The organism is Chitinophaga sp. MM2321 (assembly GCF_964033635.1).
GTDB lineage: Bacteria > Bacteroidota > Bacteroidia > Chitinophagales > Chitinophagaceae > Chitinophaga.
Genome location: NZ_OZ035533.1, coordinates 4,833,762 through 4,857,609 on the forward strand (window position 1 = coordinate 4,833,762; position 23,848 = coordinate 4,857,609).

At 46.8% G+C, this 23,848-nt stretch carries 23 protein-coding genes; 2 read left to right on the top strand and 21 right to left on the bottom strand.

Features of this window, described 5'->3' with window-relative positions:
* Positions 1-8 precede the first annotated feature (8 nt).
* Complete coding sequence (locus ABQ275_RS18670) at positions 9-1,244, top strand: hypothetical protein (protein ID WP_349314676.1); 1,236 nt, start codon at positions 9-11, stop codon at positions 1,242-1,244.
* Between the two features lie 124 nt (positions 1,245-1,368).
* Here the strand turns inward: ABQ275_RS18670 and ABQ275_RS18675 are convergent, their stop codons facing one another.
* On the bottom strand, positions 1,369-2,718 hold the full coding sequence (locus tag ABQ275_RS18675) for a GH1 family beta-glucosidase (RefSeq protein ID WP_349314677.1): 1,350 nt from the start codon (positions 2,716-2,718) through the stop codon (positions 1,369-1,371).
* Positions 2,719-2,873: 155 nt separating this feature from the next.
* Between ABQ275_RS18675 and ABQ275_RS18680 the strand changes: the two genes are divergently transcribed.
* Positions 2,874-3,944: a formylglycine-generating enzyme family protein gene (locus ABQ275_RS18680; RefSeq protein ID WP_349314678.1), complete on the top strand. Its 1,071-nt coding sequence runs from the start codon at positions 2,874-2,876 to the stop codon at positions 3,942-3,944.
* Here the strand turns inward: ABQ275_RS18680 and ABQ275_RS18685 are convergent.
* From ABQ275_RS18685 to hisG, 20 genes are all read right to left on the bottom strand, one after another.
* Positions 3,918-4,427, bottom strand: a complete 510-nt coding sequence (locus tag ABQ275_RS18685) for a thioredoxin domain-containing protein (protein ID WP_349314679.1) — start codon at positions 4,425-4,427, stop codon at positions 3,918-3,920. The genes ABQ275_RS18680 and ABQ275_RS18685 overlap by 27 nt on opposite strands.
* A 117-nt stretch (positions 4,428-4,544) precedes the next feature.
* Positions 4,545-6,110: a M56 family metallopeptidase gene (locus tag ABQ275_RS18690; protein WP_349314680.1), complete on the bottom strand. Its 1,566-nt coding sequence runs from the start codon at positions 6,108-6,110 to the stop codon at positions 4,545-4,547.
* A gap of 14 nt (positions 6,111-6,124) precedes the next feature.
* Positions 6,125-6,484 (bottom strand): BlaI/MecI/CopY family transcriptional regulator, encoded by a 360-nt coding sequence (locus ABQ275_RS18695; RefSeq protein WP_349314681.1) that lies wholly within the window; start codon positions 6,482-6,484, stop codon positions 6,125-6,127.
* Positions 6,485-6,636: 152 nt separating this feature from the next.
* The gene (locus tag ABQ275_RS18700; protein WP_349314682.1) at positions 6,637-7,776 is read right to left on the bottom strand and encodes a TlpA disulfide reductase family protein; all 1,140 of its coding nucleotides are present in this window, start codon (positions 7,774-7,776) and stop codon (positions 6,637-6,639) included.
* Between the two features lie 71 nt (positions 7,777-7,847).
* Complete coding sequence (locus ABQ275_RS18705; protein WP_349314683.1) at positions 7,848-8,930, bottom strand: TlpA disulfide reductase family protein; 1,083 nt, start codon at positions 8,928-8,930, stop codon at positions 7,848-7,850.
* 141 nt (positions 8,931-9,071) lie between these two features.
* Complete coding sequence (hisIE, locus tag ABQ275_RS18710) at positions 9,072-9,665, bottom strand: bifunctional phosphoribosyl-AMP cyclohydrolase/phosphoribosyl-ATP diphosphatase HisIE (RefSeq protein ID WP_349314684.1); 594 nt, start codon at positions 9,663-9,665, stop codon at positions 9,072-9,074.
* A gap of 21 nt (positions 9,666-9,686) precedes the next feature.
* Positions 9,687-10,442, bottom strand: a complete 756-nt coding sequence (gene hisF, locus ABQ275_RS18715; RefSeq protein WP_349314685.1) for an imidazole glycerol phosphate synthase subunit HisF — start codon at positions 10,440-10,442, stop codon at positions 9,687-9,689.
* Between the two features lie 11 nt (positions 10,443-10,453).
* Positions 10,454-11,599 carry a 1-(5-phosphoribosyl)-5-[(5-phosphoribosylamino)methylideneamino]imidazole-4-carboxamide isomerase gene (hisA, locus tag ABQ275_RS18720; protein ID WP_349314686.1) on the bottom strand — a complete coding sequence of 382 codons (1,146 nt, stop codon included), beginning with the start codon at positions 11,597-11,599 and terminating at the stop codon, positions 10,454-10,456.
* Between the two features lies 1 nt (position 11,600).
* Positions 11,601-12,194: an imidazole glycerol phosphate synthase subunit HisH gene (gene hisH / locus ABQ275_RS18725; RefSeq protein ID WP_349314687.1), complete on the bottom strand. Its 594-nt coding sequence runs from the start codon at positions 12,192-12,194 to the stop codon at positions 11,601-11,603.
* Positions 12,195-12,280: 86 nt separating this feature from the next.
* Positions 12,281-13,051 (bottom strand): tryptophan synthase subunit alpha, encoded by a 771-nt coding sequence (gene trpA / locus ABQ275_RS18730; protein ID WP_349314688.1) that lies wholly within the window; start codon positions 13,049-13,051, stop codon positions 12,281-12,283.
* An 8-nt stretch (positions 13,052-13,059) separates the two neighbouring features.
* A complete protein-coding gene (trpB, locus tag ABQ275_RS18735) occupies positions 13,060-14,268 on the bottom strand; it encodes a tryptophan synthase subunit beta (protein ID WP_349314689.1) in 1,209 nt (402 codons plus the stop codon).
* A gap of 65 nt (positions 14,269-14,333) precedes the next feature.
* Positions 14,334-14,954, bottom strand: a complete 621-nt coding sequence (locus ABQ275_RS18740; protein ID WP_349314690.1) for a phosphoribosylanthranilate isomerase — start codon at positions 14,952-14,954, stop codon at positions 14,334-14,336.
* An 8-nt stretch (positions 14,955-14,962) separates the two neighbouring features.
* Entirely contained in the window at positions 14,963-15,763 is an 801-nt protein-coding gene (gene trpC / locus ABQ275_RS18745; RefSeq protein WP_349314691.1) for an indole-3-glycerol phosphate synthase TrpC, read from the bottom strand.
* Between the two features lie 26 nt (positions 15,764-15,789).
* Positions 15,790-16,782, bottom strand: a complete 993-nt coding sequence (gene trpD / locus ABQ275_RS18750; protein ID WP_349314692.1) for an anthranilate phosphoribosyltransferase — start codon at positions 16,780-16,782, stop codon at positions 15,790-15,792.
* Between the two features lie 52 nt (positions 16,783-16,834).
* Positions 16,835-17,404 carry an aminodeoxychorismate/anthranilate synthase component II gene (locus tag ABQ275_RS18755; RefSeq protein ID WP_349314693.1) on the bottom strand — a complete coding sequence of 190 codons (570 nt, stop codon included), beginning with the start codon at positions 17,402-17,404 and terminating at the stop codon, positions 16,835-16,837.
* Between the two features lies 1 nt (position 17,405).
* Complete coding sequence (locus tag ABQ275_RS18760) at positions 17,406-18,821, bottom strand: anthranilate synthase component I family protein (protein ID WP_349314694.1); 1,416 nt, start codon at positions 18,819-18,821, stop codon at positions 17,406-17,408.
* Between the two features lie 259 nt (positions 18,822-19,080).
* On the bottom strand, positions 19,081-20,217 hold the full coding sequence (hisB, locus tag ABQ275_RS18765) for a bifunctional histidinol-phosphatase/imidazoleglycerol-phosphate dehydratase HisB (RefSeq protein WP_349314695.1): 1,137 nt from the start codon (positions 20,215-20,217) through the stop codon (positions 19,081-19,083).
* A complete protein-coding gene (gene hisC, locus ABQ275_RS18770; RefSeq protein ID WP_349314696.1) occupies positions 20,214-21,287 on the bottom strand; it encodes a histidinol-phosphate transaminase in 1,074 nt (357 codons plus the stop codon). Before hisC ends, hisB begins: the two co-directional genes overlap by 4 nt.
* 154 nt (positions 21,288-21,441) lie before the next feature.
* Positions 21,442-22,707: a histidinol dehydrogenase gene (gene hisD, locus ABQ275_RS18775; protein ID WP_349314697.1), complete on the bottom strand. Its 1,266-nt coding sequence runs from the start codon at positions 22,705-22,707 to the stop codon at positions 21,442-21,444.
* Positions 22,708-22,719: 12 nt separating this feature from the next.
* Positions 22,720-23,574: an ATP phosphoribosyltransferase gene (gene hisG, locus ABQ275_RS18780; protein ID WP_349314698.1), complete on the bottom strand. Its 855-nt coding sequence runs from the start codon at positions 23,572-23,574 to the stop codon at positions 22,720-22,722.
* Positions 23,575-23,848: the final 274 nt, after the last annotated feature.

Consider the following 23,848-nt stretch of genomic DNA (forward strand, 5'->3'; position numbering starts at 1 on the left):
TGGATCATATGCTCATGCGGATAAAACTATATACCTGTTTATTACTCCTTCTCCTGGGCGCTGCCTCGGTAAAGGCGCAACACGGTCTTAATTCCATCTATTCCGCCTATGGCATAGGCGATCTGGAAACAAGGGATTACAGCCGCAATTACGGCCTCGGAAGCACCGGCATAGGCAGACGCAACTCCGGCTACCTGAACGAGCTGAATCCGGCCTCTTACAGCGCATTACCCACCCAGAACTTTATGTTTGATGTATCCATAAAAGCACAACAGGTGAATTACTCCGGCGCCGGCATCTCACAAAATGCAGGCGATGTAAACTTCAAACGGCTGGCACTGGGATTCAAAGCCGCGAAGTTCTGGGGCATCAGCGCCGGCATTTCTCCTTTCAGCACCGTAGATTATAAACTGCTCAACAACCAGTTTATCACCGGTACCGGAAATCCCGTCACCGCTACCACCACCGGCACCGGCGGTATCAACAGGACTTACATCTCCAATGGTTTTCAACTGAATAAACATCTGTCTGTCGGCGTATCCACTGCATTCCTTTTCGGACCGCTGAATACCGCACAGACAATAGGCTCTGATTCCCTCGTGACACAACACAATAAATATACCTTCAAACCTAACTTCACAGCAGGCGCACAATACGTTGCCAAAGTCGCCAAAGGCTGGCAACTGGGACTGGGCGCCACTTACCGCTTTGAAACAAAACTGAAGCTACAGGAAAAACTGAATATTGTAAACCAGGATGAAACCTCTTACTACACCGAGCAACTACCTGCCGGATACTTTACCCTGCCGGCTGAATATGGCGGCGGTCTTTCGCTTACCAACGGTACCATTACCTGGGTAGCGGATTATCGTCACCAGTTATGGAATACCCTGCGCAATAAAGGCAGCAACTATTATTACCAGGATGGAGAGCGGTATTCTACCGGGGTGGAATATGCGCTTACCCGCAAATATTACAACCAGACTTTTGAAGGCGCCATCATGCAGGCGGGATTCAGTTATAATAAATCCCCGCTGGTTATTAACGGCGCGCAGATCACCGATATATCCGGCACACTGGGACTTTCACTGCCCAGCAAAAACGGGCAGCTGCGCTATTACGTGGGCCTCGAAGCCGGACAAAGAGGTGGCAGCAACAACGGATTGGTGAAGGAAAATTATGTGAATGCTGTGTTTAATTTCAGCCTGAGAGATATATGGTTCTTTAAAAGGTTGGCCGAATAGAGACCAGGATTAAACAGATGATAGGATTAAAACGGATGGGTGATTTGTTGTTTGTGTTTTGTTGTTTGTGTTTTGTTGTTTGTGATTTTTTTTAGAAAAATGTGGGAGATAAATAACCCCATGATTACAGGTTGCGGAACCAATATCCGGAGTCCTTTATGGTTCTTTGCTGTGTGTCGAAATTTATGTGTACCAATCCGAAACGGGCGCGGTAGCCTTCCGTCCATTCAAAATTATCGGTGAGTGTCCAGGCGAAATAGCCGTCTACAGGAATGCCTTCCTGCCGTGCTTTCAGTACGGCGGCGAGGTATTCCCGGAAGTACGCTATGCGGGCGGTATCATGGATGTTGCCGTCCTCTTCCCGTACATCATTAAACGCTGCACCTCCTTCTGTAACGATGAGCTTTTTCACCCCCTTACAGGCAGCAAACTGTTTCAGTATTTCATAGAGGCCGTTACCATTAATTTCCCACCCCAGGGCGGTAACCGGCACATTCCTAGACCGGGCTTTTACTTCTGAAATCTTTACCACCGGCATAAAGGGATTGTGTTTTACCACCAGTGGAAAATAATTCTGTATCCCGATAAAATCAAAATCAAAGGCCAGCCGGTCCCAGTCACGCCACAAAGCGTAGCGGCGTTCAATACGTTTGAGCAGGGGGAAGTCCTGTACCGGGTAACCCATTCCCAGCGCAGGTTCCAGGAACAAACGATTAAACAGCGCATCAGCACGGCGTGCAGCCTGCATATCCTTTTCTTTGTTTGTATATGGAATGATCTGTGAACAAGACAAGGCATTGCCGATATTGGCGCCGGCTACTTCTTCCCTGAGTACACGGCCACCCTCCGCCTGTGCCAGCGCCACATGATGCACGGCCGGCAAAAAATAAGAAAGACCAAACTTTCCCGGTGCATGCACACCCAGCATATAGCCCAGCGCCGTAAAACCAAAAGGTTCGTTTAAAACAATCCAGTTCTTGACTTTATTGCCAAAAGCACGGGCACAAACGCGCACATATTCTTCGAAAGCAAATATCACTCCCCGGTGACACCAGCCGCCTTTGTTTTCAAGCGCCTGCGGCAGGTCCCAGTGATACAGGGTCACATACGGCTCCAGTCCCACTTCCAGGCAGGCATCTATCACCCGGTGGTAGTAGTCGAGCCCCGCCTGGTTCACGCTGCCTGTGCCGTTTGGCATGATGCGCGACCACGACAAGGAGAAACGGAATACGGTGAAGCCCAGCAGTTTAGCCAGCAGAATATCCTGTGTATACCTGTTGTAGAAATCACATGCTACCAGTGCATGGTTTTTATCTTTGATCTTTCCTTTACGCCGGGAGAAGGTATCCCAGATAGAGGCGCCTTTACCATCCTGCTCACTGGCGCCTTCATTCTGAAACGCGGAAATCGTGACTCCCCAGAGGAAATCATCGCCGAAATCCTTTCGCGTAAAGGGTATGGCAGTTTGTTGCATAAGCAATACCAATGATAACCGGCACCGGCATGGCACCGGAACCGAATGAAGGTGCAGTTTACAATAGTTTGGATAAATAAATCATTATAAAATTGTTACCTATCGCCTTTTTTTATTGCTATTTTTGATATTATCTCGCTAATCAAACGAAGTTAATGTTAAGAAGTAACCAATTTATCAATATTTGTGTACTGCTGGGATTAACAGGCCTGAGTGCCTGCGGTGTCAACAGCGGAACAAAGGACAAGCAGGCCGTGGCAACAACGGAAACGGATACACTGAATAAGATGGTACTCATTCCGGGTGGCACCTTCAGTATGGGAGCGGACGACAGCACCGGCATCGCGGATGAATACCCCAAACACAGTGTGCAGGTGGATAGTTTCTGGATGGATGAACACGAAGTGACCAACCAGGAATTTGCGGCCTTCGTAGCCGCCACAGGGTATGTGACCACGGCGGAAAAACCTATTACCAAAGAAGAACTGATGGCGAGTATGCCCCCCGGTTCTCCGGAACCGGATAGCAGCATGATGGCAGCAGGCGCACTGATATTCACCCCTCCTGATCATGCGGTACCTTTTAATGATGTATCACAATGGTGGAGTTTTGAACCCGGCGCTAACTGGAAGCATCCCAATGGGGTGGGTAAAGACGTGCCCAACAACGACCGGCTGCCCGTAACGCAGGTATCGTGGCTGGATGCACAGGCTTATGCCAAATGGGCCGGCAAGCGGCTGCCTACAGAAGCAGAATGGGAATATGCCGCGCGGGGCGGCCTGTCCGGACAACTATACCCCTGGGGGAATGAAGCCCTCACCAGCGGCAAACCAAAAGCCAATACCTGGAATGGCAACTTTCCTTATCACAATACCGAAACTGATGGCTTTTATGGTACAGCACCTGTGAAATCGTATAGTCCTAATAGTTACCAGTTGTATGATATGTCGGGGAATGTATGGGAATGGTGTGCAGACTGGTATGATGCCAACTACTATGCACAGGGAGAAAACGGTGTCGTGAACCCGGCTGGTCCGGCCAAAGGTTTTGACCCCGAAGATCCGTCGGCGGACAAACGGGTGATCAGAGGTGGTTCCTACATGTGCAGTGATGAGTATTGCCGGGGTTACCGCGTATCAGCACGTATGAAAACAACCCCCGAATCGGGCCTGGCTAATCTTGGTTTCCGGTGCGCACGTTCAGTGGGGGATCGCGGAAGTAAGTAAACTGTAATCACCATTATAGCGTTTGCCATTGATAAAGAAAGTGGGTGTGCCATTTACACCACTGCGCACACCGCTTTCGAAATCAGCTTCTACTTTGCTGAGCAGCGTGTTATCTTCCATGTCTTCCCGAAATTTTTCGGGGTCCAGGTCAAGTTCTTTTGCCAGCCGTGAAAAAAGGGTTTCACTAAAAAGTTGCTGATGGCTGTACAGCGCATCAAACATTTCCCAGTATTTGCCTTGCCGGCTGGCGGCTTCAGCTGCCAATGCAGCATCCATAGCATATTCATGCGATTCTGACAGCGGAAAATTCCGGAAAACAAACTTCAGTGTTTCCCCTGCGCGTTGTTGTACTTCCTTTACAATAAGAAAAGCGGCTGCACAATAAGGACATTGAAAGTCGCCATATTCTACCAGTTCAGTTGCCGCACTGGTGCCACCTGCAATATGATCATGACTATTGACGGGAGGAATAAGAGATGCCATAAAAATACAAATTGTGGTTTCCGTATTTTTATATAAACATCCGGGTGCAGATAATGTTTGCTATAAACAAAAAAGCCACGGTGGCGGACCGTGGCTTTTTGTATCCTGATAAAATAATTATTTAATAACCCGGATAGAATCCAGCAGATCTACACCTGATTTAAAGCCGACCACCCTGATAACATTGGTGGTATCTCCACCCGACTTTAAAGTCGTTCCTTGAGCGGCACCTGGTTTTGTGGTAACAATAATCACCCCGTTTGCTCCCTTCTCTCCATATAAACTGGTAGCTGACTGACCTTTCAGAACATCTATATGTTCTATATCAGCCGGGTTCATCTCCTTCATAGCAGTTGGCGGTGCAATTTTCCCATTTATTACCCATAAAGGATCAGGTTTGTTACCTGTTATAACTGTCACGTTAGCCTTGGGGGCGGCAGGACCCTTCCTGGTAACAATGCTTATCACTCCATTCCTTGCCTTTTCGCCATATTTTGCGACCATTTCATCCTTCACATCATCATTTTTCCATACCTCTATTGTTTCAATATCGTGGCTATTCAAAGCAGCTACTGCTATTTTGTTGCTGAGTTTTCCGTCCAGCAGGTACACTGCGTTATCCGGAAGTTTATCCAGCTTTGGCGCAGGTGGTGGTGCAGGCGGTACGGGTGGTGCAGGAGGCACAGGCGCCACTCCGATGATGGACGCTTTTGGCGGAGCCGGTGGTGCTTTGGGTGCTTTAGGTGGAAGTGGGGCCGGTTGCGGCGTTGGTGGAATCGTATCTGTTTTTTCCGGGTGGCTTACCTGTTGCACAGCAACAGTTGCCCGGCTGTAATTGAGTGATAGTACCAATCCACCAACCAGCATGCCTGACACCAGGTAGCGCACCAGCTGATAACCTGATGATTTTTTCTTGTTCATCATGATGATCCTGTTTTTTAGATGTGAGAAATTGAAATTGTTTGCGATGGCCGTCGCATATGGGATCCCACTTACTTTAATCAGGCTGTACTGATAAGTTGTTTTATCAACGCCCTGCCGGAGCAGGTATCTGTCGGTAATAAATTCGAGGTTTTCACGGATGGCAGTGGTCATGAGCCAGGCGCCCGGATTGAACCAGTAAAAAATATTGTTCAGTTCCCCCAGCAAAACATCTGCGCTGTGCCACTGGCGTACATGCACTTTTTCATGACGCAGTATGGCAGGTAGTTCCATGGCCTTGTGCAGGGAGGGATTGATATAGATCTGCCGGAAAAACGAGAAGGGATTTACCTGCTGTTGGAGCAGGTGTACGCGGAAACCGTTTATCTCCCCACGTTCCGACCGGCTGTGTATCTTCCATAATGAAAAAAGCTGTATAGAAAAGCGTATAGCCATTAGCGATACCCCTACCCAAAAAATATATACCAGCGCCGTCCAGATGGTAAAAACAGGTGCAGGCGCCTGCCATGCGCTGAAATCAGGTACATAGGTCATTACATTTCCTGCAATGGTTTCATGCCTGTTGATAAAATCATCGATGGAAATGAGCGGGAAAAGGGAGGATAAAATGATCCCACCTATTAGATACACTCTGTTAAGCGTATAAAAGGTAAGCCTGCGCAAACCGATATGATAAGCAAGAAAGAATAATGTGAGGGCGATATTTGCTTTTAACAGATATATTAAGATAGCAGGTACCATAACCACGATTTTATTTATTTGCCGTTTTCTATCATGCGGATTATTTCTTTCAGCTCATCAGGACTGATCTTCTTCTCCTTTGCAAAGAAGGATACCAGCTCTTTATACGAGTTTTCGAAATAGTCTTTTACAAAGCCATTCATAAACTTCTTTTTATAGGCAGCTTCCTCCATTAATGGCGTATACTCATATACGTTACCTACCTTATGGCTTGCCACAAATCCTTTCTTTTCCAGGTTCTTAATGGTAGAAGCCAGGGTGGTATACGGAGGAACCGGTGCTATATGTATTTCCAGAAAATCTTTCACAAAACCTTTTCCCGCTTTCCAGATAGCAAGCATAGCAGCTTCTTCCTGTTGGGTCAGTTTTTCCATAATTATTTTATTTATCAATTACGATTGTTTCGTAAAACTACGAATGTTTCGTAATAATGCAAATTTTTATTTTTGAAGATGGATTAAAATAAAAATCCCCTGATAAAACTTTACGTTTCATCAGGGGAAGTAATTTCTTTTTACGGGGAAGTTTATTGCAATATTTCTCCCAGTTTCTCTTCCAGGGCTTCGCCGCGCAGGTTTTTGGCAATGATCTTTCCTTTAGGATTGATCAGTACATTCTGCGGGATGGCGCGTACACCGTAAAGTTCAGCTGCCGCATTCTTCCAGCCCTTCAGGTCTGAAACATGCGTCCAGGTGAGTTTATCGGCATCTATAGCCGCCTGCCATTTATTCTTTTTATCATCCAGGGAAACGCCCAGGATTTCAAATCCTTTTGCTTTGAATTTATTGTATGCCTTCACTACATTGGGGTTCTCTGCACGGCAGGGTCCGCACCAACTGGCCCAGAAGTCTACCAACACATATTTACCCCGGAAAGATGACAGCTTTACCTCTTTACCATTCGCATCTGTCTGCGCAAACTCAATAGCAGACTGGCCTATCGCCGTTTTCCTGGCAGATTCCAGGCGTTTGGCAAATTCTTTTCCGGAAGGGGATTTTTTTGCATCCTTATTGATTTTCTTAAACAGGGGAGCTACTTCAGCGGGTTTAAGATCATAACCGGCATACTGGTTTAATACATATACCGCGATAGGGGAAGCAGTATTTTTGCGGAGAAAATCATACTCTATCTTTTTCTCTTCGGCATCCAGTTCGTCGTAGTCTGCTTCCAGTTTCTTCAATCCTTCCTCATCCTTATTGGCAGACAATTCCCGGTATTTTTTCTGAAGGGCGGCGCCTTTTACATTCACGTCTTTCAGTTGCTCCTGTAATTTCCTGTAATCATCATTGGCCCTGGAACCTGTTACCACGGCCTTGCTGATAGAATCTGTGGTATTGATACTCACCATCCCTTCATCCAGGTATACGGCGAGCATATCACGGCTCATGGACACCTGTTTTTCCGCATTCTTCTGTACCAGCATCAGGCTGGCCAGTGAAGGCTCTTCCAGGTTGCCGGAAAAAGTGAACTTACCATCTTTCACCTGCGCACTATCGATCACACTTTCACCACCCTTACGCATTCTGATATATATAGTAGCAGGGTCCTTCAATTCAGTAACCGTTCCCTCTATGGTAAAAGGCTTACCCGCAGCCGCCGTTTTTTTATCCTGTGCAAACAACATTGCTGGGAAAAGCATGACGGCGCCTATTATCGATATCTTCATTGATCTTAAAATTTACGAATAACAAATTTCAAGTATCAGGCGATCATTGCCAACCTGATTTTGATAAGCGGCTATTTCAGTAACTCCTGCAATTTCTCTTCCAGCTGTGCTCCCCGCAGATTCCTGGCAATGATCTTACCATCCGGATCAATGAGGAGATTAGCCGGAATAGACTGAATGCCATACTGTACAGCTACTTCATTACCCCAACCCTGCAAATCGGATACCTGGGTCCAGGCAAGGCCATCTTGTTTCACGGCACGCAGCCAGCGGTCACGGTCGTTGTCCAGGGACACGCCCAGGATCGTGAAATTCTTATCCTTGAATTTGTTATAAGCCTTTACTACATTGGGATTCTCCTGCCGGCATGGTCCGCACCAGCTGGCCCAGAAATCCACCAATACATACTTACCGCGGAATGATGACAGTTTAACAGGCTCCCCCTTTTCATTGTGCTGCGAAAAGTCATCTGCAGGAATATCCACCGCATTTGCCTTCAGGCTTTTTATATAGGCGGTGACGCTTTCCCCATACGGACTTTCCTGAACGGATTTATCCAGTGATGCAAACAGCCGCTGAAATTCTTCCGGTTCCACGCGGGAGCGTAATTCATTCATCATCAACCAGATGCTGGCAATACTCTTTGGATGCTCCTTAATGAAGCCAGTACCCGTTTTCACAATATCCTTGCTAAACTGTTCCGCTTTGGTACGGAAAGCATTTTTTGCCGGCTCGTCCTCCGGGTTGATATTGCTTGCCTCTGTATTCAATACCTGCGCCCTTTTGATCAATGGATCAAATGCTTTCTGGTACGCCTGCATACTCAATGTATTTTCATTACCCTTTACTGCCGAAGCAATAGGATACGTGGCGGTAGTAGTTGTAAAATGAACAGGCTCATTACCGGATACAAACAGCATCGGATAATTAACATCCTGCAGAATCAGGGCATATACAGCCGGCTCTTTGCCGTTCTTTACCTTAAAGCTGAATTGCTCATTCGCAATAAGTAGTGAGTCGTCCGGATTATTATCCTGGTCATCAAACAGGTATATTTTCTTACCGTTACCTCCCTTTACAGTGCCCGATACCTGTTGGGCATACACTCCCGCTGATAATAATATACCTGCGGCTAACAGGAACATTTGCTTCATAACTATGATTAATTGATTTTTGACCAGGATTTAAATAAAAAAAATGATCCTCCTGGTTGATCTTGTCGATTAAATATAAATAATTAATTATTTATTAACCGCAAAAATAACCCAGGAAAATCATTTAAAATCTGTTTACGTCTATTTATGTCTTTCTTTTAACACTGCTATAACATCCGCCAGCTGGAATCCCTTGGCTTGCAACAGGATAAGATAATGGAACAGCAAATCAGCCGATTCATTGAGAAACAGGTTGTCGTTATTATCTTTTGCTTCGATCACCACTTCCACCGCTTCTTCCCCTACTTTCTGCGCCATTTTATTAATGCCGCGTGCAAAGAGCTGGGAGGTATAGGATTTTTCGGAAGGATTATTTTTACGGTCTGTAATAACACTTTCCAGTTTAGCGAGAAAATCGTTGCTTACATTCTGTTCATCCCAGCAGGTATCAGCGCCGGTATGGCATACCGGGCCAACAGGATTGGCTTTGATGAGCAGGGTATCATGATCGCAATCGATTTTGATATCCTGCAACAACAGGAAGTTACCACTCTCCTCCCCCTTTGTCCATAAGCGGTTTTTTGAGCGGCTGAAAAAAGTCACCTTTTTTTCTGCCAGGGTTTTGTCCAGTGCTTCCTGGTTCATGTAACCGAGCATCAGCACTTTATTGGTGGCCGGGTCCTGAATGATAGCCGGTACCAGGCCATCGGCTGACTTTTGAAAATCTATCTGCATATATGCTTGTTTCAAATATCACTAAAATCTTACGTTCACCCCTTTCTGATAAAGGAAGGTTTTGAGCGCAGGTATTTCTATTTCTTTATAATGGAAGATACTGGCTGCCAGCGCCGCATCGGCCTGTGCATTTTCAAAGACGTCCACAAAATGTTCCATATTACCTGCACCGCCGGAAGCGATAACAGGCACATTCAGGTTTTGCGACAACTTACCGGTAATATCCAGTGCGAAACCTTTCTTTGTTCCGTCGTTATTCATGGAGGTTAGCAGTATTTCACCTGCGCCACGGTTCACGGCTTCCCGCGCCCAATCGTAGGCTTTGATGTCCGTTTTTACGCGGCCTCCATTCAGGTATACGAACCAGTCGCCATCCTCGAAACGGGTATCAATAGCCAATACAATACACTGACTGCCAAACTCACGGGCCAGTGTATCCACCAGGCCGGGATTTTTGAAGGCTGCCGTGTTCACGGATATTTTATCAGCGCCGGATTGCAGTAATATGTTTACATCCTCCACCGCGGCAATGCCACCACCCACGGTAAACGGAATGTTTACATGACGGGCAATGCGCGTAACCAGCTCCGCTAATGTTTTTCTTCGTTCGTTCGTAGCCGTTATATCCAGAAATACCAGTTCATCAGCACCCTGTTCAGCATACAATGCACCCAGTTCTATCGGATCACCGGCATCCCGTATATTCTCAAAGTTAATGCCTTTCACGGTACGTCCGTCTTTGATATCCAGGCATGGTATGATGCGTTTGGTCAGCATACAATAATAATTTACAGGAATGATTTTAATTCTGCCATCGAGATGTTTCCTTCGTAGATAGCCTTCCCGATAATAGCGCCACTACAGCCTATTTCCTGCAGGGCTGCTACATCTTCAATGTTGCTTACCCCACCGCTGGCTACAAAGTTAATATCGCTGAAGCGGGCAATAATCTTTTTGTAGAGATCCATGGAAGGTCCCTGTAACAGGCCGTCTTTCGCAATATCTGTACAAAAAATGTTATTCACCCCTTGCGCAATATTGCTTTCCAGGAAATCAAAAACAGACAGCTCCGTGGTTTCCAGCCAACCGCCTACCGCAATCTTTTCTTCTTTTACATCGGCGCCCAGGAATATTTTAGCAGCGCCGTAGCGTTTCACCCAACTAAAGAACAGCTCCGGTGACTTTACCGCTACACTCCCGATGGTGGCTAAAGCCGCACCGCACTCAAATACGATATCCAGGTCTTTATCCGTTTTGATACCGCCACCAAAATCAGTGACCAGGGTTGTTTTGCCAACAATATTCTCCAGCACCTTCCAGTTCACCACAGCACCTTTTTTGGCGCCATCCAGGTCTACCAGGTGCAGGCGGCGAACGCCCAGCGCCTCAAATTCCTTGGCTACTTCCAGCGGATGCTCGTTGTATACTTTTTGCTGGTTATAGTCGCCTTGCGTCAGGCGCACACATTTGCCATCAATGATATCAATAGCAGGTATTATTTCGAAAGATCTGGCCTTCATATTATGTTGTTCCAGCGGCAGCTCCATTCTGATAAAGGAGATGCCGTCTTTTATAAAGTAATCCCCTTTGCGGGTGTAACCCAGTTTGTCGTAAAAGCTCACAGCCGTATCGCGGGCATTACACCACAGGAGTTTTATTTTTTCTTTTTTGCAGATGTCAATCAGGTGAGACAACACCGCCTTGCCATATCCTTTTCCCTGCGCAGCCGGTGTGGTAGCCAGTTTACGAAACTGTGCCTCCTGGCGGCCTAAAAAAAGTGATACCACTGTTACCAGCTGTCCGCTTTCAAATACGCCGAAGTGCAGGCCATCTACATCATGGTCCAGTTTTACAGCAGACAACTCCCAATTCGGATATAAAACGTCCCTGCGTAGTTGCAGGGTATCGTCTACACTGATCTTCCTGATATTCATCTTATAAATTCAAAAAATTTTCGATGATGCGGGCGCCTCCTTCAGCGGATTTCTCCGGGTGAAACTGTACCGCATAAAAATTATCCTTCTGCAGGGCGGCGCTGTAATTGATCACGTAGTTGGTGATCGCCACGGTATCAGCACCCAATGCAGCGTAATAACTGTGCACGAAATACATGTAGGTATTTTCGGGCACATGCTCAAACATTACGCTGTGCAGCCCGGCGATATTATTCCAGCCTATCTGTGGTATTTTCAACAGATTTTCTACCGGCGACTGAAAGCGTTTTACGTCTACATCAAAAACACCCAGGCAACCGGTGTCATTCTCCTCAGAATAACGGCATAACAGCTGCATACCCAGGCAGATGCCCAGTACTGGCTGTTGCAGACTGGTAATGAGCTGATCCAGTTTCCTTTCCTTCAGGTAGCGCATGGCCGTGCTGGCCTCGCCTACACCGGGAAAGATCACCTTATCGGCAGACATGATCTCTGCGGGATCGTCTGTTACTATACCGGTAACGCCTAAACGCTCCAGTGCAAACTGAACGGAGCGGATATTGCCGGCGTTATATTTAATAATGACTGTTTTCATTTCATGAAAAATTACGGATCACGAATTACGGATTTATGAAGTGATGTTTCAAGGGATCTCCTCACAAATCCGTCATCAGTAATTATTTATTTAATGGATTTAATAAACGTTTGAACCGTTCCATCAAGATCCTTACTGTTCTCTATCGCCTTAATAAAAGCTGTACCAATGATAGCGCCACTGGCATACTTCGATGCTGTATCAAAAGTAGCTTTATCCTTTATACCAAACCCAATTAATACCGGGTTGGTTAGTTTGAGCTGTTGCAGCCGTTCAAAGTAGTCCTGCTGATTACCCATATCCTTGTCTTTTCCCGTAGTGGAAGAAGAGGATACGGCATACAGGAAGCCTTTGCTCAGGCTGTCTATTTTCCGGATACGCGCTTCACTTGTTTCCGGTGTAACCAGGAAAATGAGGTGTACATTATATTTTTCAAACACTGTTTTGTAGTCCGCTTCAAATTCCGCCATGGGTAAATCAGGCAGAATAACGCCGTCTACACCTGTTTCGGCGCACTTCTTCACAAATTCTTCCACACCATATAACAAAACAGGATTGAGATAACCCATCAGGATAACGGGTACGTGTATACGTTCTCTGAAGCCGGCCAGTTGTTCAAACAGGGTATGAATGCTCATCCCGTTCTGCAATGCTTTCATGCTGCTTTCCTGGATCACAGGACCATCTGCCAGCGGATCAGAGAAGGGCATACCCAGTTCTATCAGGTCCGCACCATGTTGCTGCAAAGCAGTCATGATAGGCAGGGTATCATTTAACTGCGGAAAACCTGCCGTACAATATATATTTAAAATGCCGTGTTGCTTATTGGCAAACAGTTGATCAATACGATTTTGCATAATCCATTTTATTTATTCAGGTGACGGATATAGGTATCCAGGTCTTTGTCGCCACGGCCGGAAAGGCATACTACCACCACGTCATCAGCGTTGAAAGGCAAGTCTTTCAGTTTGGCCAGTGCGTGCGCAGATTCCATAGCAGGAATGATACCTTCCAGTTTACTCAGCTCATAGGCAGCTGCCAGTGCTTCCTCATCGGTGGCACTCAGGAACTGGGCGCGACCGGTTTCATACAGGTTAGCATGCATGGGGCCTATACCCGGGTAATCCAGTCCTGCTGAAATGGAATGTGGTTCTACTATCTGTCCGTCGGCTGTTTGCATAAGCAATGTTTTGCTGGCATGGATGATCCCGATTTTGCCCAGCTGCGTGGTAGCAGCGGAAAACCCGCTGTGTACGCCCTTTCCACCGGCTTCTACGGCCACCAGTTTCACGTCTTCCTCATCGAGGTAATGGAAGTAAGCGCCGGCAGCGTTACTACCGCCACCGATACAGGCTACCACATAATCAGGATTTGCACGACCCGTTTTTTCCAGCAATTGCTTCTTTATTTCTTCGCTGATCACAGACTGAAAGCGCGACACCATATCCGGGTAAGGATGCGGGCCTGCTGCTGTACCGAGGATATAATGTGTATCTACCGGGTTATTGATCCAGTCACGGATAGCTTCGTTGGTAGCATCTTTCAGGGTTTTGCTGCCACTGGTGGCAGGCACCACGGTAGCACCGAGCATTTTCATGCGGGCTACGTTCGGCGCTTGTCTTTCAATATCAATGCTACCCATATACACCACACATTCCAGACCCATGAGGGCGCAAACAGTAGCGGTAGCTACGCCATGCTGCCCCGCGCCGGTTTCCGCAATGATGCGTTTCTTGCCCAGGCGTTGTGCCAGCAGGATCTGACCGATAGTATTGTTGATCTTATGTGCGCCGGTGTGGTTAAGATCTTCCCGCTTCAGGTAAATCTGTGCATTGTATTTCTCAGACAACCGTTTAGCAAAGTATAAGGGAGAAGGGCGACCTACATAATCACGCAGCAGTGCTTCAAACTCCTGTTGAAAGGCCGGCTCGCGCAGTATTTCAAGATACTTCCGTTGCAGCTCCTCCACATTGGGATAAAGCATTTCCGGGATGTATGCACCACCAAACCTGCCGTAATAACCATTTTTATCCACCTGATACCTGGAGTTGCCTGTATCTATTGCAATATCCATGACCGCTTATTTTAATATTGATGAACTAATTTTATTTTTCCTGTTGCCGGTACTACCAGCTGTTGTTAATGGACGGCGCTCACAAAAAGAGCAACCTTTTTGATGTTCTTTACACCGGGACTGTCTTCAAACTTACTGTTCACATCTACTGCAAATAAAGCAGGCAGTTGTAATCCATTGATCTGTTCCGCCATTTCAGGAGTGATACCCCCACTTAGCAGGAATGGATGATCAAAAGGATATTGCGCCAAGAGTTCCCAGTTGAAACTTTCGCCGGTGCCGCCATAGCCTTTTTCGGAGGCGGTATCGAAGAGGAAATAATCGGTTACCGGCACATAAGGCGCCAGTTCCATTTTCCAGTTAACGTTATCGCCTATACGAAATGCTTTGATCACCGGAACAGACTTACGAATGGTGGCACAAAATTCCGGTGTTTCATCACCATGTAATTGTACGAGGTCCAGCGCATAATCCGTAACCGTGCGTTGCACCTGCTCCAGCGGCGCATTTACAAAAACGCCTACTTTTTTTATACCGGTTGTTTCGCGTACTGTTCTGGCATCTATTTTATTGGCAGCAAAACGCGGTGATCTCTCATAAAAGATAAAACCGGCGTAATCTACCTTGTTATCTACCAGGGCCTGCAAATCATTTACTCTTGTGATACCGCAAACTTTAATACGCATGTTGTTATTTATTTAGCCTGCAAAGTGTTGAGCGTTTGTACAAAATTTTCGAATGCACGGGCAGGATCTTCCTGTTTCATAAAATGCTCACCTATCAGAAACCCCTGGAACCCGGCGGCTTTCAGCGTTACAATAGCTGCAGGATCGTTGATCCCGCTTTCTGCTACCTTCACTTTATCAGCCGGAATTTTGGGCGCCAGTTCACAGGAGCGGTTAAAGTCTACCTGGAAAGTGGTCAGGTCGCGGTTGTTTACACCCACCAGGTGGGTATGCGCGGTTACCTTTTCCAGCTGTGCTTCGCTGTGTACTTCCAGCAATACTTCCAGTCCGAGGTTGTGCGCAAAAGCGGCGAGGTGTGCTACCTCTGCGGCTTCCAGGCATTCCGCAATGAGCAGGATCACATCGGCGCCAATGGCTTTGGCTTCGAGGATCTGGTATTCATCTATCACAAAATCCTTGCGCAGGATAGGGATCTGATTAAAGCTGCGTGCCTGTTGCAGGTCATCCGAAGATCCTCCGAAATATTTCTCGTCTGTTAAAACAGATAGTCCGGAAGCACCGTAGCGTGTATACGCTGTCGTTACCTGTTGCACGGTTACATCGCCATTGATCAGCCCTTTGGAGGGTGAGCGGCGTTTAAACTCCGCGATGATACCTGTTTTATCGGGCTGTTGCAGGAAGTTGCACAATGATAAAGTTTCACGGGCAAACATCGATGTCTGCTGCAATTCCTGTGCGTTGCGCTGTAGTTTGCGCGCGGCTACTTCTATGTGTTTATGTGCAACTATTTCTGCTAATATATTTTTCATGATCCTTTTCCTGCCGGTGATATGTTTTATTGTAATTCAATCAGTTTCTTAAATGCCTTGTATGCATTACCAGATTCCAGGGATGCTACTGCGGCATTGAATGCATCGTCGTAGGTATTATAGTTACCCAGACTATGCAATCCCATGGCTGCGTTGGCAAATACCACGGAGTTCTGCGCCCAGGTACCTTCCCCTTTCAGGATCTTCATAAAGATCTTTGCGGCTTCCTCTACGGAGTTACCGCCGTAGATATCTTCCGGATGTACTTTACGTTTGCCCAGTTGTTCCGGTGTCCAGTCGCGTTCGCCTTTGTTGGTGATAATTTTGGTATCGGCTGTCAGTGATATTTCATCGTAGCCATCCAGGCTGTGAACAATCACGAACTGCTTGTCTGTTTGCTGGAACAGGTAGTTATACACCCGTGCCATTTCCAGGCTGTAAACTCCGATCAGCTGGTGTTGAGCCAGGGCCGGGTTTACCAGGGGGCCGAGCATGTTAAAGAACGTGCGTACACCCAACTGCCGGCGCACACCGGCTACATGCCGGAGGGCAGGGTGAAACAGCGGCGCATGGAGGAAACAAAGACCGGATTCTTCCAGTTCTGTTTTCAGTTTGCCTTCATCTGCCTTAAATTTATAGCCTACCAGTTCCATCAGGTTGGAGGCTCCGCTGATGGAAGACACCCCATAGTTACCGTGTTTGGCGACTTTTCCGCCTGCACCTGCTACCACAAAGCACGACAAGGTAGAAATATTAAAGGTATTTTTTGCATCCCCGCCGGTACCTACGATGTCCAGTACGTTGTAACCGTTGAGGTTTACAGGTACGCACAGCTCCAGGAGCGCATCCCGGAAACCGAGTAATTCGTTGATCGTAATGCTGCGCATGAGATAGACCGTCATAAAAGCGGCCAGCTCACTATCATTAAATACACCTTTGGAGATGTTGATCAGGATATCCTTAGCAGCTTCGCGGCTGAATGATTTATGTTCGAAGAGGTAATTAAGAATCTTTTTCATGACGATGATTAAGCTTTATTTAATTGATTAAGATAATACTGCGGGAAGATGATTACATCTCCAGCCAGTTTCTCAAAATCTGCTCTCCTGTTGGTGTAAGCACGCTTTCCGGGTGAAACTGTACCCCACTTACATCATATTTATTATGTTGTAATGCCATAATAAAACCATCATCATCTTCTGCGGTAAGTATTAATTCCGATGGTAAGGTTGTTTTGTCTATCACCCAGGAGTGATAACGGCCGGCCTGTAATTCGCGGGGCATATTTTTAAAGAGACGACCATCGTCGGCTATCACTTTTACATTGGTTGCCACGCCGTGATACACTTCTTTCAGGTTGGTGAGCGAGGCGCCAAAAGCCTGGCCTATGGCCTGTAATCCAAGACATACGCCGAAGATGGATTTGGTGGGTGCATATGCTTTGATGAGCGGCAGTAATAAGCCGGCTTCTTCCGGGATACCCGGACCGGGAGATAAAATTATTTTATCGAAGTCATTCACTTTCTCCAAAGGAATATCGTCGTTGCGTACAACGGTAACTTTTCCATCGATGATCTTTTCAACGAGGTGTACGAGGTTGTATGTAAAGGAGTCGTAATTATCAAAAACCAGGATGTTCATGTCAGATCTTTTGTGCCAGCAGAATGGCTTGTTTTAATGCATTGAGTTTATTACCTACTTCCTCCAGTTCGGAAGATGCCACGGATTTGGCTACCACACCGGCTCCTGCCTGATAGTATAATGTATTCATTTTACTGAGGATGGAGCGGATCATGATGGCGTGATTGAAGCTGCCGTCAAAACCAACAGCGCCTATACAACCGCCATAGAAGCCACGGGCCGTAGGTTCGTACTGGTCAATGATTTGCATGGCGCGGTATTTCGGTGCACCGGAAAGTGTACCCGCCGGGAATGAGGAAGCCATCAGCGTGAAGGGGTTGATGGAAGGGTCCACCTTTCCGGTTACTTCACTCACCAGGTGAATAACATGCGAGTAGTATTGTACCTGCCGGTATTTGGATACCTGCACTTCTTTCGCGTTCCTGCTGAGATCATTGCGGGCAAGATCCACCAACATCACATGTTCTGCATTCTCTTTCGGGTCATGCAGCAGTTTATCTGCCAGCAGGCGGTCCTGCACATCATCGCCGGTGCGGCGGAAAGTGCCTGCAATCGGGTGGATGGTGGCCTGTCCGTTTTTGATAACGATCTGCGCTTCCGGAGAAGAGCCCATTAATTTATAATCGCCGTAATCGAAGAAGAAAAGATAAGGAGAGGGGTTGATAGAGCGGAGGGCGCGGTATACGTTGAATTCATCGCCGGTGAAAGATTGCTGGAAAGCCCTGGAAAGCACTACCTGGAAAACATCTCCGCGAAAACAGTGTTGCTTGCCCTGCTCCACCATCTGCATGTATGCTGCGTCGGTCATGTTGCTTTCTTCCTCCCCAACGGCGATAAACGGATAACCGGGCGAATCTTTGTGGCGGATGAGTGATTCCACGAGGTCAAACTCACTGTCCAGGCCATCTACCAGGTTTTCGCAGAGATAAAGTTCATCCTTGAAGTGGTTGATGGCGATCACATATTGATAATAACGGTAGCGCATCAACGGAATCGTATTATCTTTCTCCGTCTGTTTCTGCTCATTAAAAGTGATCGTTTCAAAGAACTGTACGGCGTCGAAAGTAGTATATCCATAGAGGCTTTGCGCCATGGGTACCGGGTGTTTGCCGGAGAAGGAAAAATTACCCAGGAACGTTCCTATTTCATCGAGTACGCTTTGTTTATTTTTGAGTTGTTTCTTTTCTACCGGTAGATTGGGATACTTGAATTCGAAGTTGGTAGTAGAGGTAACTTCAATACCTGCAATAGGTTTCACACAGATGAAGGAGTAGCTGTTTTCGCTGGCGCGGTAGTCCGTGCTTTCCAGGAGGATAGCGCCGGGGAACTTATCGCGCAGCCGCAGATAGATGCCCACCGGCGTGAAAATGTCCGCCAGCATCTGTTTGGATCTCGTTTTTACTTGAATGGTACGCATGATATTTTGGGTGAAAGTGGTTTTGTGTAAAAAATGGAAGCGCCTAAAAAGTCGGAAGGCCCGCTGTGTAACAGCGAGCCTTCCAATTATATTTCAGACGAAACATGGCACTGTAACACAGATCAAGGATTGATTCCGTGCCACCACCAATATTTATTTGTCATGATATTTTGCATAGCGAGAACAAAATTGAAACATTTTTACAACAAATGCAAATTTTTTTTTGTCTGCAAAGTTTTTGCGCCTTTACCCGGCGTTCCTACAATACGCCCTTTGTGCTTGGTAACTGCATATTATACGGATTCCTTTTCACCGCCATTTTGATGGCTTTGGCAAAGGTTTTAAAAATGGCTTCTATTTTATGATGTTCATTCTGACCCTCTGCTTTTATATTCAGATTGGCTTTAGCCCCGTCAGAAAAGGATTTGAAGAAGTGGAAGAACATTTCGGTAGGCATCTCCCCTATCTTTTCCCTGTTAAACTCCGCTTCCCATACCAGCCAGTTACGGCCACCAAAATCGATGCCTACCTGCGCCAGGCAATCATCCATGGGTAGGCAGAAACCGTACCTTTCAATACCGCGTTTATCGCCCAAACCTTTGGCGATGGCTTCTCCCAGCGCGATACCGGTATCTTCAATCGTATGGTGCTCATCGATATGCAAATCCCCTTTGGCGGTGATATTCAGGTCTATAGCGCCATGACGTGCAATCTGATCCAGCATGTGGTCAAAAAAGCCCAGCCCCGTGTGGATATTGGCTTTGCCGGTACCATCCAGGTTGAGTTCAATGCTGATATCTGTTTCATTTGTTTTTCGTATGTGCGTTACCGTTCTAAGTCCTAATTTCAGGAATTCATAGATCCGGTTCCAGTCGGTAGACTCCAGTGCTATCACGGATTGCAGCGCCGCTACATCATCGCTGATCTCTGCATTTCCCAGGCCATTGCCTTCATTAAGCCAGATCGCTTTGGCGCCAAGGTTCTTGGCCAGCTGTACATCCGTAATACGATCGCCGATCACGAAGGAGTTAGCGAGATCGTAATCTTCCGAAAAATATTTTGTCAGCATACCGGTACCAGGCTTGCGGGTAGGTGCATTATCCGCCGGAAAAGAGCGGTCAATGAACACTTCCTTAAACTGTACGCCTTCATTTTCAAAAGCCTTAATGATCATATTTTGTGCAGGCAGAAAAGTTTCTTCGGGAAAAGAAGCGGTTCCCAGTCCATCCTGGTTGGTGACCATCACCAGCTCATAGTCCAGCTCCGCAGCGATGCGGGCCATGTTTACAAACACTTTGGGATAAAATTCCACCTTATCCAGGCTATCGATCTGGTAAGTAGGTGGCACTTCTTTTATTAACGTACCATCGCGGTCTATAAAAAGTACTCGTTTCATACGGAAGCGGATGTTGTTGTTTTCAGATTAAAAGATTTCAATACCTCCAGCAGGCGCAGGTTTTCAGCCGGCGTACCAACGGTGATACGCAAACAACCCATGCACAACTCTACTTTGGAGCGGTCGCGCACCACAATACCCTGTTCGGTGAGATAGTTGTAAATACCTTTTGCATCGGTGGTTTTCACCAGGATGAAATTGGCATCGCTGGGATATACGTGCAATACCAGCGGAAGCTGTTCCATGGCGGCGGAGAGCAGATCGCGCTCAATCACAATCTCGCGGATCCATTCATTCACCCGGTTTACATTTTCCAGCGCCTGCAAGGCAAGTTCCTGTGTAGCCTGTCCAATATTATAAGGCGGCTTCACTTTGTTGAATACATTGATAATTTCCTCGCCCGCAAACGCCATACCCAGGCGCAATGCAGCCAGTCCCCATGCTTTCGACAGGGTTTGCAGTACTACCAGGTTCGGATATTCTGTGAGTTCCTGTATAAAAGTTTTCTGACGGGAGAAGTTAATATAAGCTTCATCGATCACCACAATCCCATCGAAATTATTCAGCAGCAATTCAATCTCCGATCTGTTGATAGAGTTGCCTGTGGGGTTATTGGGAGAACAGATGAAGATCAGTTTTGTATTTTCATCCACCGCCTGCTGGAGGGCGGGTATGTCCAGCTGAAAATCTTCTGTGAGGCTCACCTTGCGCACGATCACATCATTGATATGGGCGCTTACCTCGTACATACCATACGTGGGCGGGCATAATACCACGTTGTCCACACCGGGTCTGCAAAAAGCGCGGTACAGTATATCGATGGCTTCATCGCTGCCATTACCGATAAAAATATTCTGCGGCGGTACCCCTTTTATATCGGCGAGCTTATATTTCAACTGCCATTGCATCGGATCAGGATAGCGGTTGTAATTCACCGGTAACGGCGATCCGAAACTATTTTCATTTGCGTCCAGGAAAATGGATGCCTCCCCTTTAAACTCATCCCTGGCGGAAGAATAAGGTACCAGTTTTTTTATGTTGTCTCTGAGAAGAGAAGCCAAATTGAACATTTTCGAATTTTTTGATTTACGGATTTTCTGATTTTCCAACTGAAAAAAAACAATTTCGAATTTTTTGATGTACGATTTCCGACTGCTAAGGTTTTTTTGATGTAGCAACTTCATCTATCAAACAAAATCAAAAAATTCGAAAATCAAAAAATCCCTACATATTTTTCAGTCTTATCGTTACTGCATTCTTATGCGCCTCCAATCCTTCTGCGGCGGCCATGGTTTCGATGGTAGCGCCGATGTGCTGCAAACCTTCAGGAGAGATCTGCTGGAAGGTAATCTTTTTCACAAAGCTGTCCAGCGATACACCGCTGTAAGCCCTTGCATAGCCATTGGTAGGCAGTGTATGATTGGTACCTGATGCATAATCGCCCGCACTTTCAGGGGTATAATTGCCGATAAAAACGGAGCCTGCATTGGTGATGCGGTCAGCGATGGCGGTTGCGTCCTGGCAGGCCAGGATCAGGTGTTCCGGTGCATAGGCATTGAGCATGGCTACCGCCTCCGCGGCATCTGCCACGAGGATCATTTTACTGTTGTCCAGTGCTGCTGTGGCAATGCCTTTGCGGGGCAGCTTGTCCAGCTGCGCCCGGAGTGCATTTTCCACGTCGCTGATCACTTTTTCGCTGGTGGTTACCAATACTACCTGGCTGTCCGGACCATGTTCCGCCTGTGAGAGCAGATCGGCCGCTACAAAATCAGGGATGCAGCTGTCGTCTGCCAGCACGGCCACTTCAGAAGGACCGGCAGGCATATCGATGGCAACACCGCCTTTATTGACCAGCTGCTTGGCGCAGGTAACATACTGGTTTCCCGGGCCGAAGATCTTGTATACCTGCGGTACCGTTTCCGTACCATAGGCCATTGCGCCGATAGCCTGTACACCGCCGATGGTAAATACTTTGGTGATACCGATCAGTTGCGCCGTATATAAAATGGCCGGATGCAGCGAGGGCGTACAAAGTACGATCTCTTTACAACCCGCTATAGTGGCTGGTATGCCAAGCATCAGGATTGTAGAAAACAACGGTGCAGAACCACCGGGTATATACAAACCTACTTTTTCAATGCCGACCGATTTGCGCCAGCATTGTACACCCGGCATGGTTTCAATCACTTTTGACGTTTCCTGTTGCGCGCGGTGGAAGGTTTCAATATTTTTCGCCGCCTGCTGAATAGCTGCTTTCAGCGCAGGTTCCAGCGTTTCCGCTGCTTTATCAAAATCAGCCGGCTTAACCTGGAAATCTGTCAGGGTCACTTTATCAAATTCCGCCGCATATTTTCGTATAGCCTGGTCGCCATTGCTGCGCACATCCTGCAGGATGGCAGCTACTTTCTGTTCCAGCATGGAAGTATCCATAACAGGCCGTTGCAACAATGTATTCCAGGAAGATGTATCGGGAAACCTTATTATTTGCATCGCTACTCAGTTTTAGATCACCATTTTTTCAATGGGCACTACGAGAATTCCCTGTGCACCGGCGGCTTTCAGGCTTTCAATAATATCCCAGAAATCATTTTCATTCAGTACAGAGTGTACAGAACTCCATCCCTCCTGCGCCAAAGGCAATACAGTAGGGCTTTTCATGCCGGGGAGCAAACCAATAATTTCATTCAGTTTATTATTGGGTGCATTCAGCAGGATGTATTTGGTGTTCTTCGCTTTCTTTACTGCCTGGATGCGGAATACGAGCTTGTCCAGCAACTGCTGTTGTGCAGGTTGCAGGTTGTGACACGCTGCCAGTACCGCTTCTGATTTGAGTACGGTTTCCACTTCTTTCAGGCCATTCATAAACAGGGTGGAACCGCTGCTCACGAGATCACAGATAGCATCTGCCAAACCAATACCAGGCGCTATTTCCACGGAACCGCTGATTTCATGGATTTCGGCTGTGATACCATTTTGTTTCAGAAAATCTTCCACAATCACCGGGTAGCTCGTAGCAATCCTTTTGTTGTGCAGATCTTTTACAGAAGTGTAGTCCATTGCTTTTTCCACTGCCATGGAAAGGCGGCATTTACCGAAGCCCAGTTTTTCTACGATGTTTACCTGCTTCTGTTTTTCCAGCACTACGTTTTCTCCTACTATGCCGATATCAGCTACACCATCTTCAATGTACTGCGGAATATCATCGTCACGCAGGAAAAACACTTCCAACGGGAAGTTGCTGGCTTCTGTTTTCAGTTTATTAACACCGTTGTTGATGTCTATCCCGCATTCCTTCAACAGTTTGATGGAATCTTCGTGCAGGCGGCCAGATTTCTGGATGGCGATTTTTAGTTTCATTTGGACAAAATAAAAAAGGGGCTTACCGTCTGGTAAGCCCCTGATGATGATCTAATATGGTAATAATACACATTAACATCCCAGCCTACCCCTTTGGTAAGAAATGATGGTGATGATGGATATGTATGTTTGTTGTCATAATTCGGGTACAAAAATAGTAAGTAAATCGGGAAATCAAATTTATTTTTGTTTAATTATTTGAACGCGCCTGTTTTAATTACCGGATATTCCGGCTTACAGCTCTCCCACTGCGGTTTTACGGCCTTTGCAAATG

Coding starts and splice junctions, on each gene's coding strand:
- ABQ275_RS18695 (WP_349314681.1), bottom strand. CDS start 6,484: ATGGAAAAACTGACCCAACAGGAAGAAGCTGCTATGCTTGCTATCTGG.
- hisD (WP_349314697.1), bottom strand. CDS start 22,707: ATGCAAATAATAAGGTTTCCCGATACATCTTCCTGGAATACATTGTTG.
- hisA (WP_349314686.1), bottom strand. CDS start 11,599: ATGAATATCAGGAAGATCAGTGTAGACGATACCCTGCAACTACGCAGG.
- ABQ275_RS18740 (WP_349314690.1), bottom strand. CDS start 14,954: ATGCGTATTAAAGTTTGCGGTATCACAAGAGTAAATGATTTGCAGGCC.
- ABQ275_RS18670 (WP_349314676.1), top strand. CDS start 9: ATGCTCATGCGGATAAAACTATATACCTGTTTATTACTCCTTCTCCTG.
- ABQ275_RS18690 (WP_349314680.1), bottom strand. CDS start 6,110: ATGGTACCTGCTATCTTAATATATCTGTTAAAAGCAAATATCGCCCTC.
- hisIE (WP_349314684.1), bottom strand. CDS start 9,665: ATGCAGATAGATTTTCAAAAGTCAGCCGATGGCCTGGTACCGGCTATC.
- ABQ275_RS18700 (WP_349314682.1), bottom strand. CDS start 7,776: ATGAAGATATCGATAATAGGCGCCGTCATGCTTTTCCCAGCAATGTTG.
- hisB (WP_349314695.1), bottom strand. CDS start 20,217: ATGAAACGAGTACTTTTTATAGACCGCGATGGTACGTTAATAAAAGAA.
- hisG (WP_349314698.1), bottom strand. CDS start 23,574: ATGAAACTAAAAATCGCCATCCAGAAATCTGGCCGCCTGCACGAAGAT.
- ABQ275_RS18680 (WP_349314678.1), top strand. CDS start 2,874: ATGTTAAGAAGTAACCAATTTATCAATATTTGTGTACTGCTGGGATTA.
- ABQ275_RS18755 (WP_349314693.1), bottom strand. CDS start 17,404: ATGAACATCCTGGTTTTTGATAATTACGACTCCTTTACATACAACCTC.
- hisC (WP_349314696.1), bottom strand. CDS start 21,287: ATGTTCAATTTGGCTTCTCTTCTCAGAGACAACATAAAAAAACTGGTA.
- ABQ275_RS18675 (WP_349314677.1), bottom strand. CDS start 2,718: ATGCAACAAACTGCCATACCCTTTACGCGAAAGGATTTCGGCGATGAT.
- ABQ275_RS18760 (WP_349314694.1), bottom strand. CDS start 18,821: ATGCGTACCATTCAAGTAAAAACGAGATCCAAACAGATGCTGGCGGAC.
- trpD (WP_349314692.1), bottom strand. CDS start 16,782: ATGAAAAAGATTCTTAATTACCTCTTCGAACATAAATCATTCAGCCGC.
- trpB (WP_349314689.1), bottom strand. CDS start 14,268: ATGGATATTGCAATAGATACAGGCAACTCCAGGTATCAGGTGGATAAA.
- trpC (WP_349314691.1), bottom strand. CDS start 15,763: ATGAAAAATATATTAGCAGAAATAGTTGCACATAAACACATAGAAGTA.
- ABQ275_RS18705 (WP_349314683.1), bottom strand. CDS start 8,930: ATGAAGCAAATGTTCCTGTTAGCCGCAGGTATATTATTATCAGCGGGA.
- ABQ275_RS18685 (WP_349314679.1), bottom strand. CDS start 4,427: ATGGCATCTCTTATTCCTCCCGTCAATAGTCATGATCATATTGCAGGT.
- hisF (WP_349314685.1), bottom strand. CDS start 10,442: ATGCTGACCAAACGCATCATACCATGCCTGGATATCAAAGACGGACGT.
- hisH (WP_349314687.1), bottom strand. CDS start 12,194: ATGAAAACAGTCATTATTAAATATAACGCCGGCAATATCCGCTCCGTT.
- trpA (WP_349314688.1), bottom strand. CDS start 13,051: ATGCAAAATCGTATTGATCAACTGTTTGCCAATAAGCAACACGGCATT.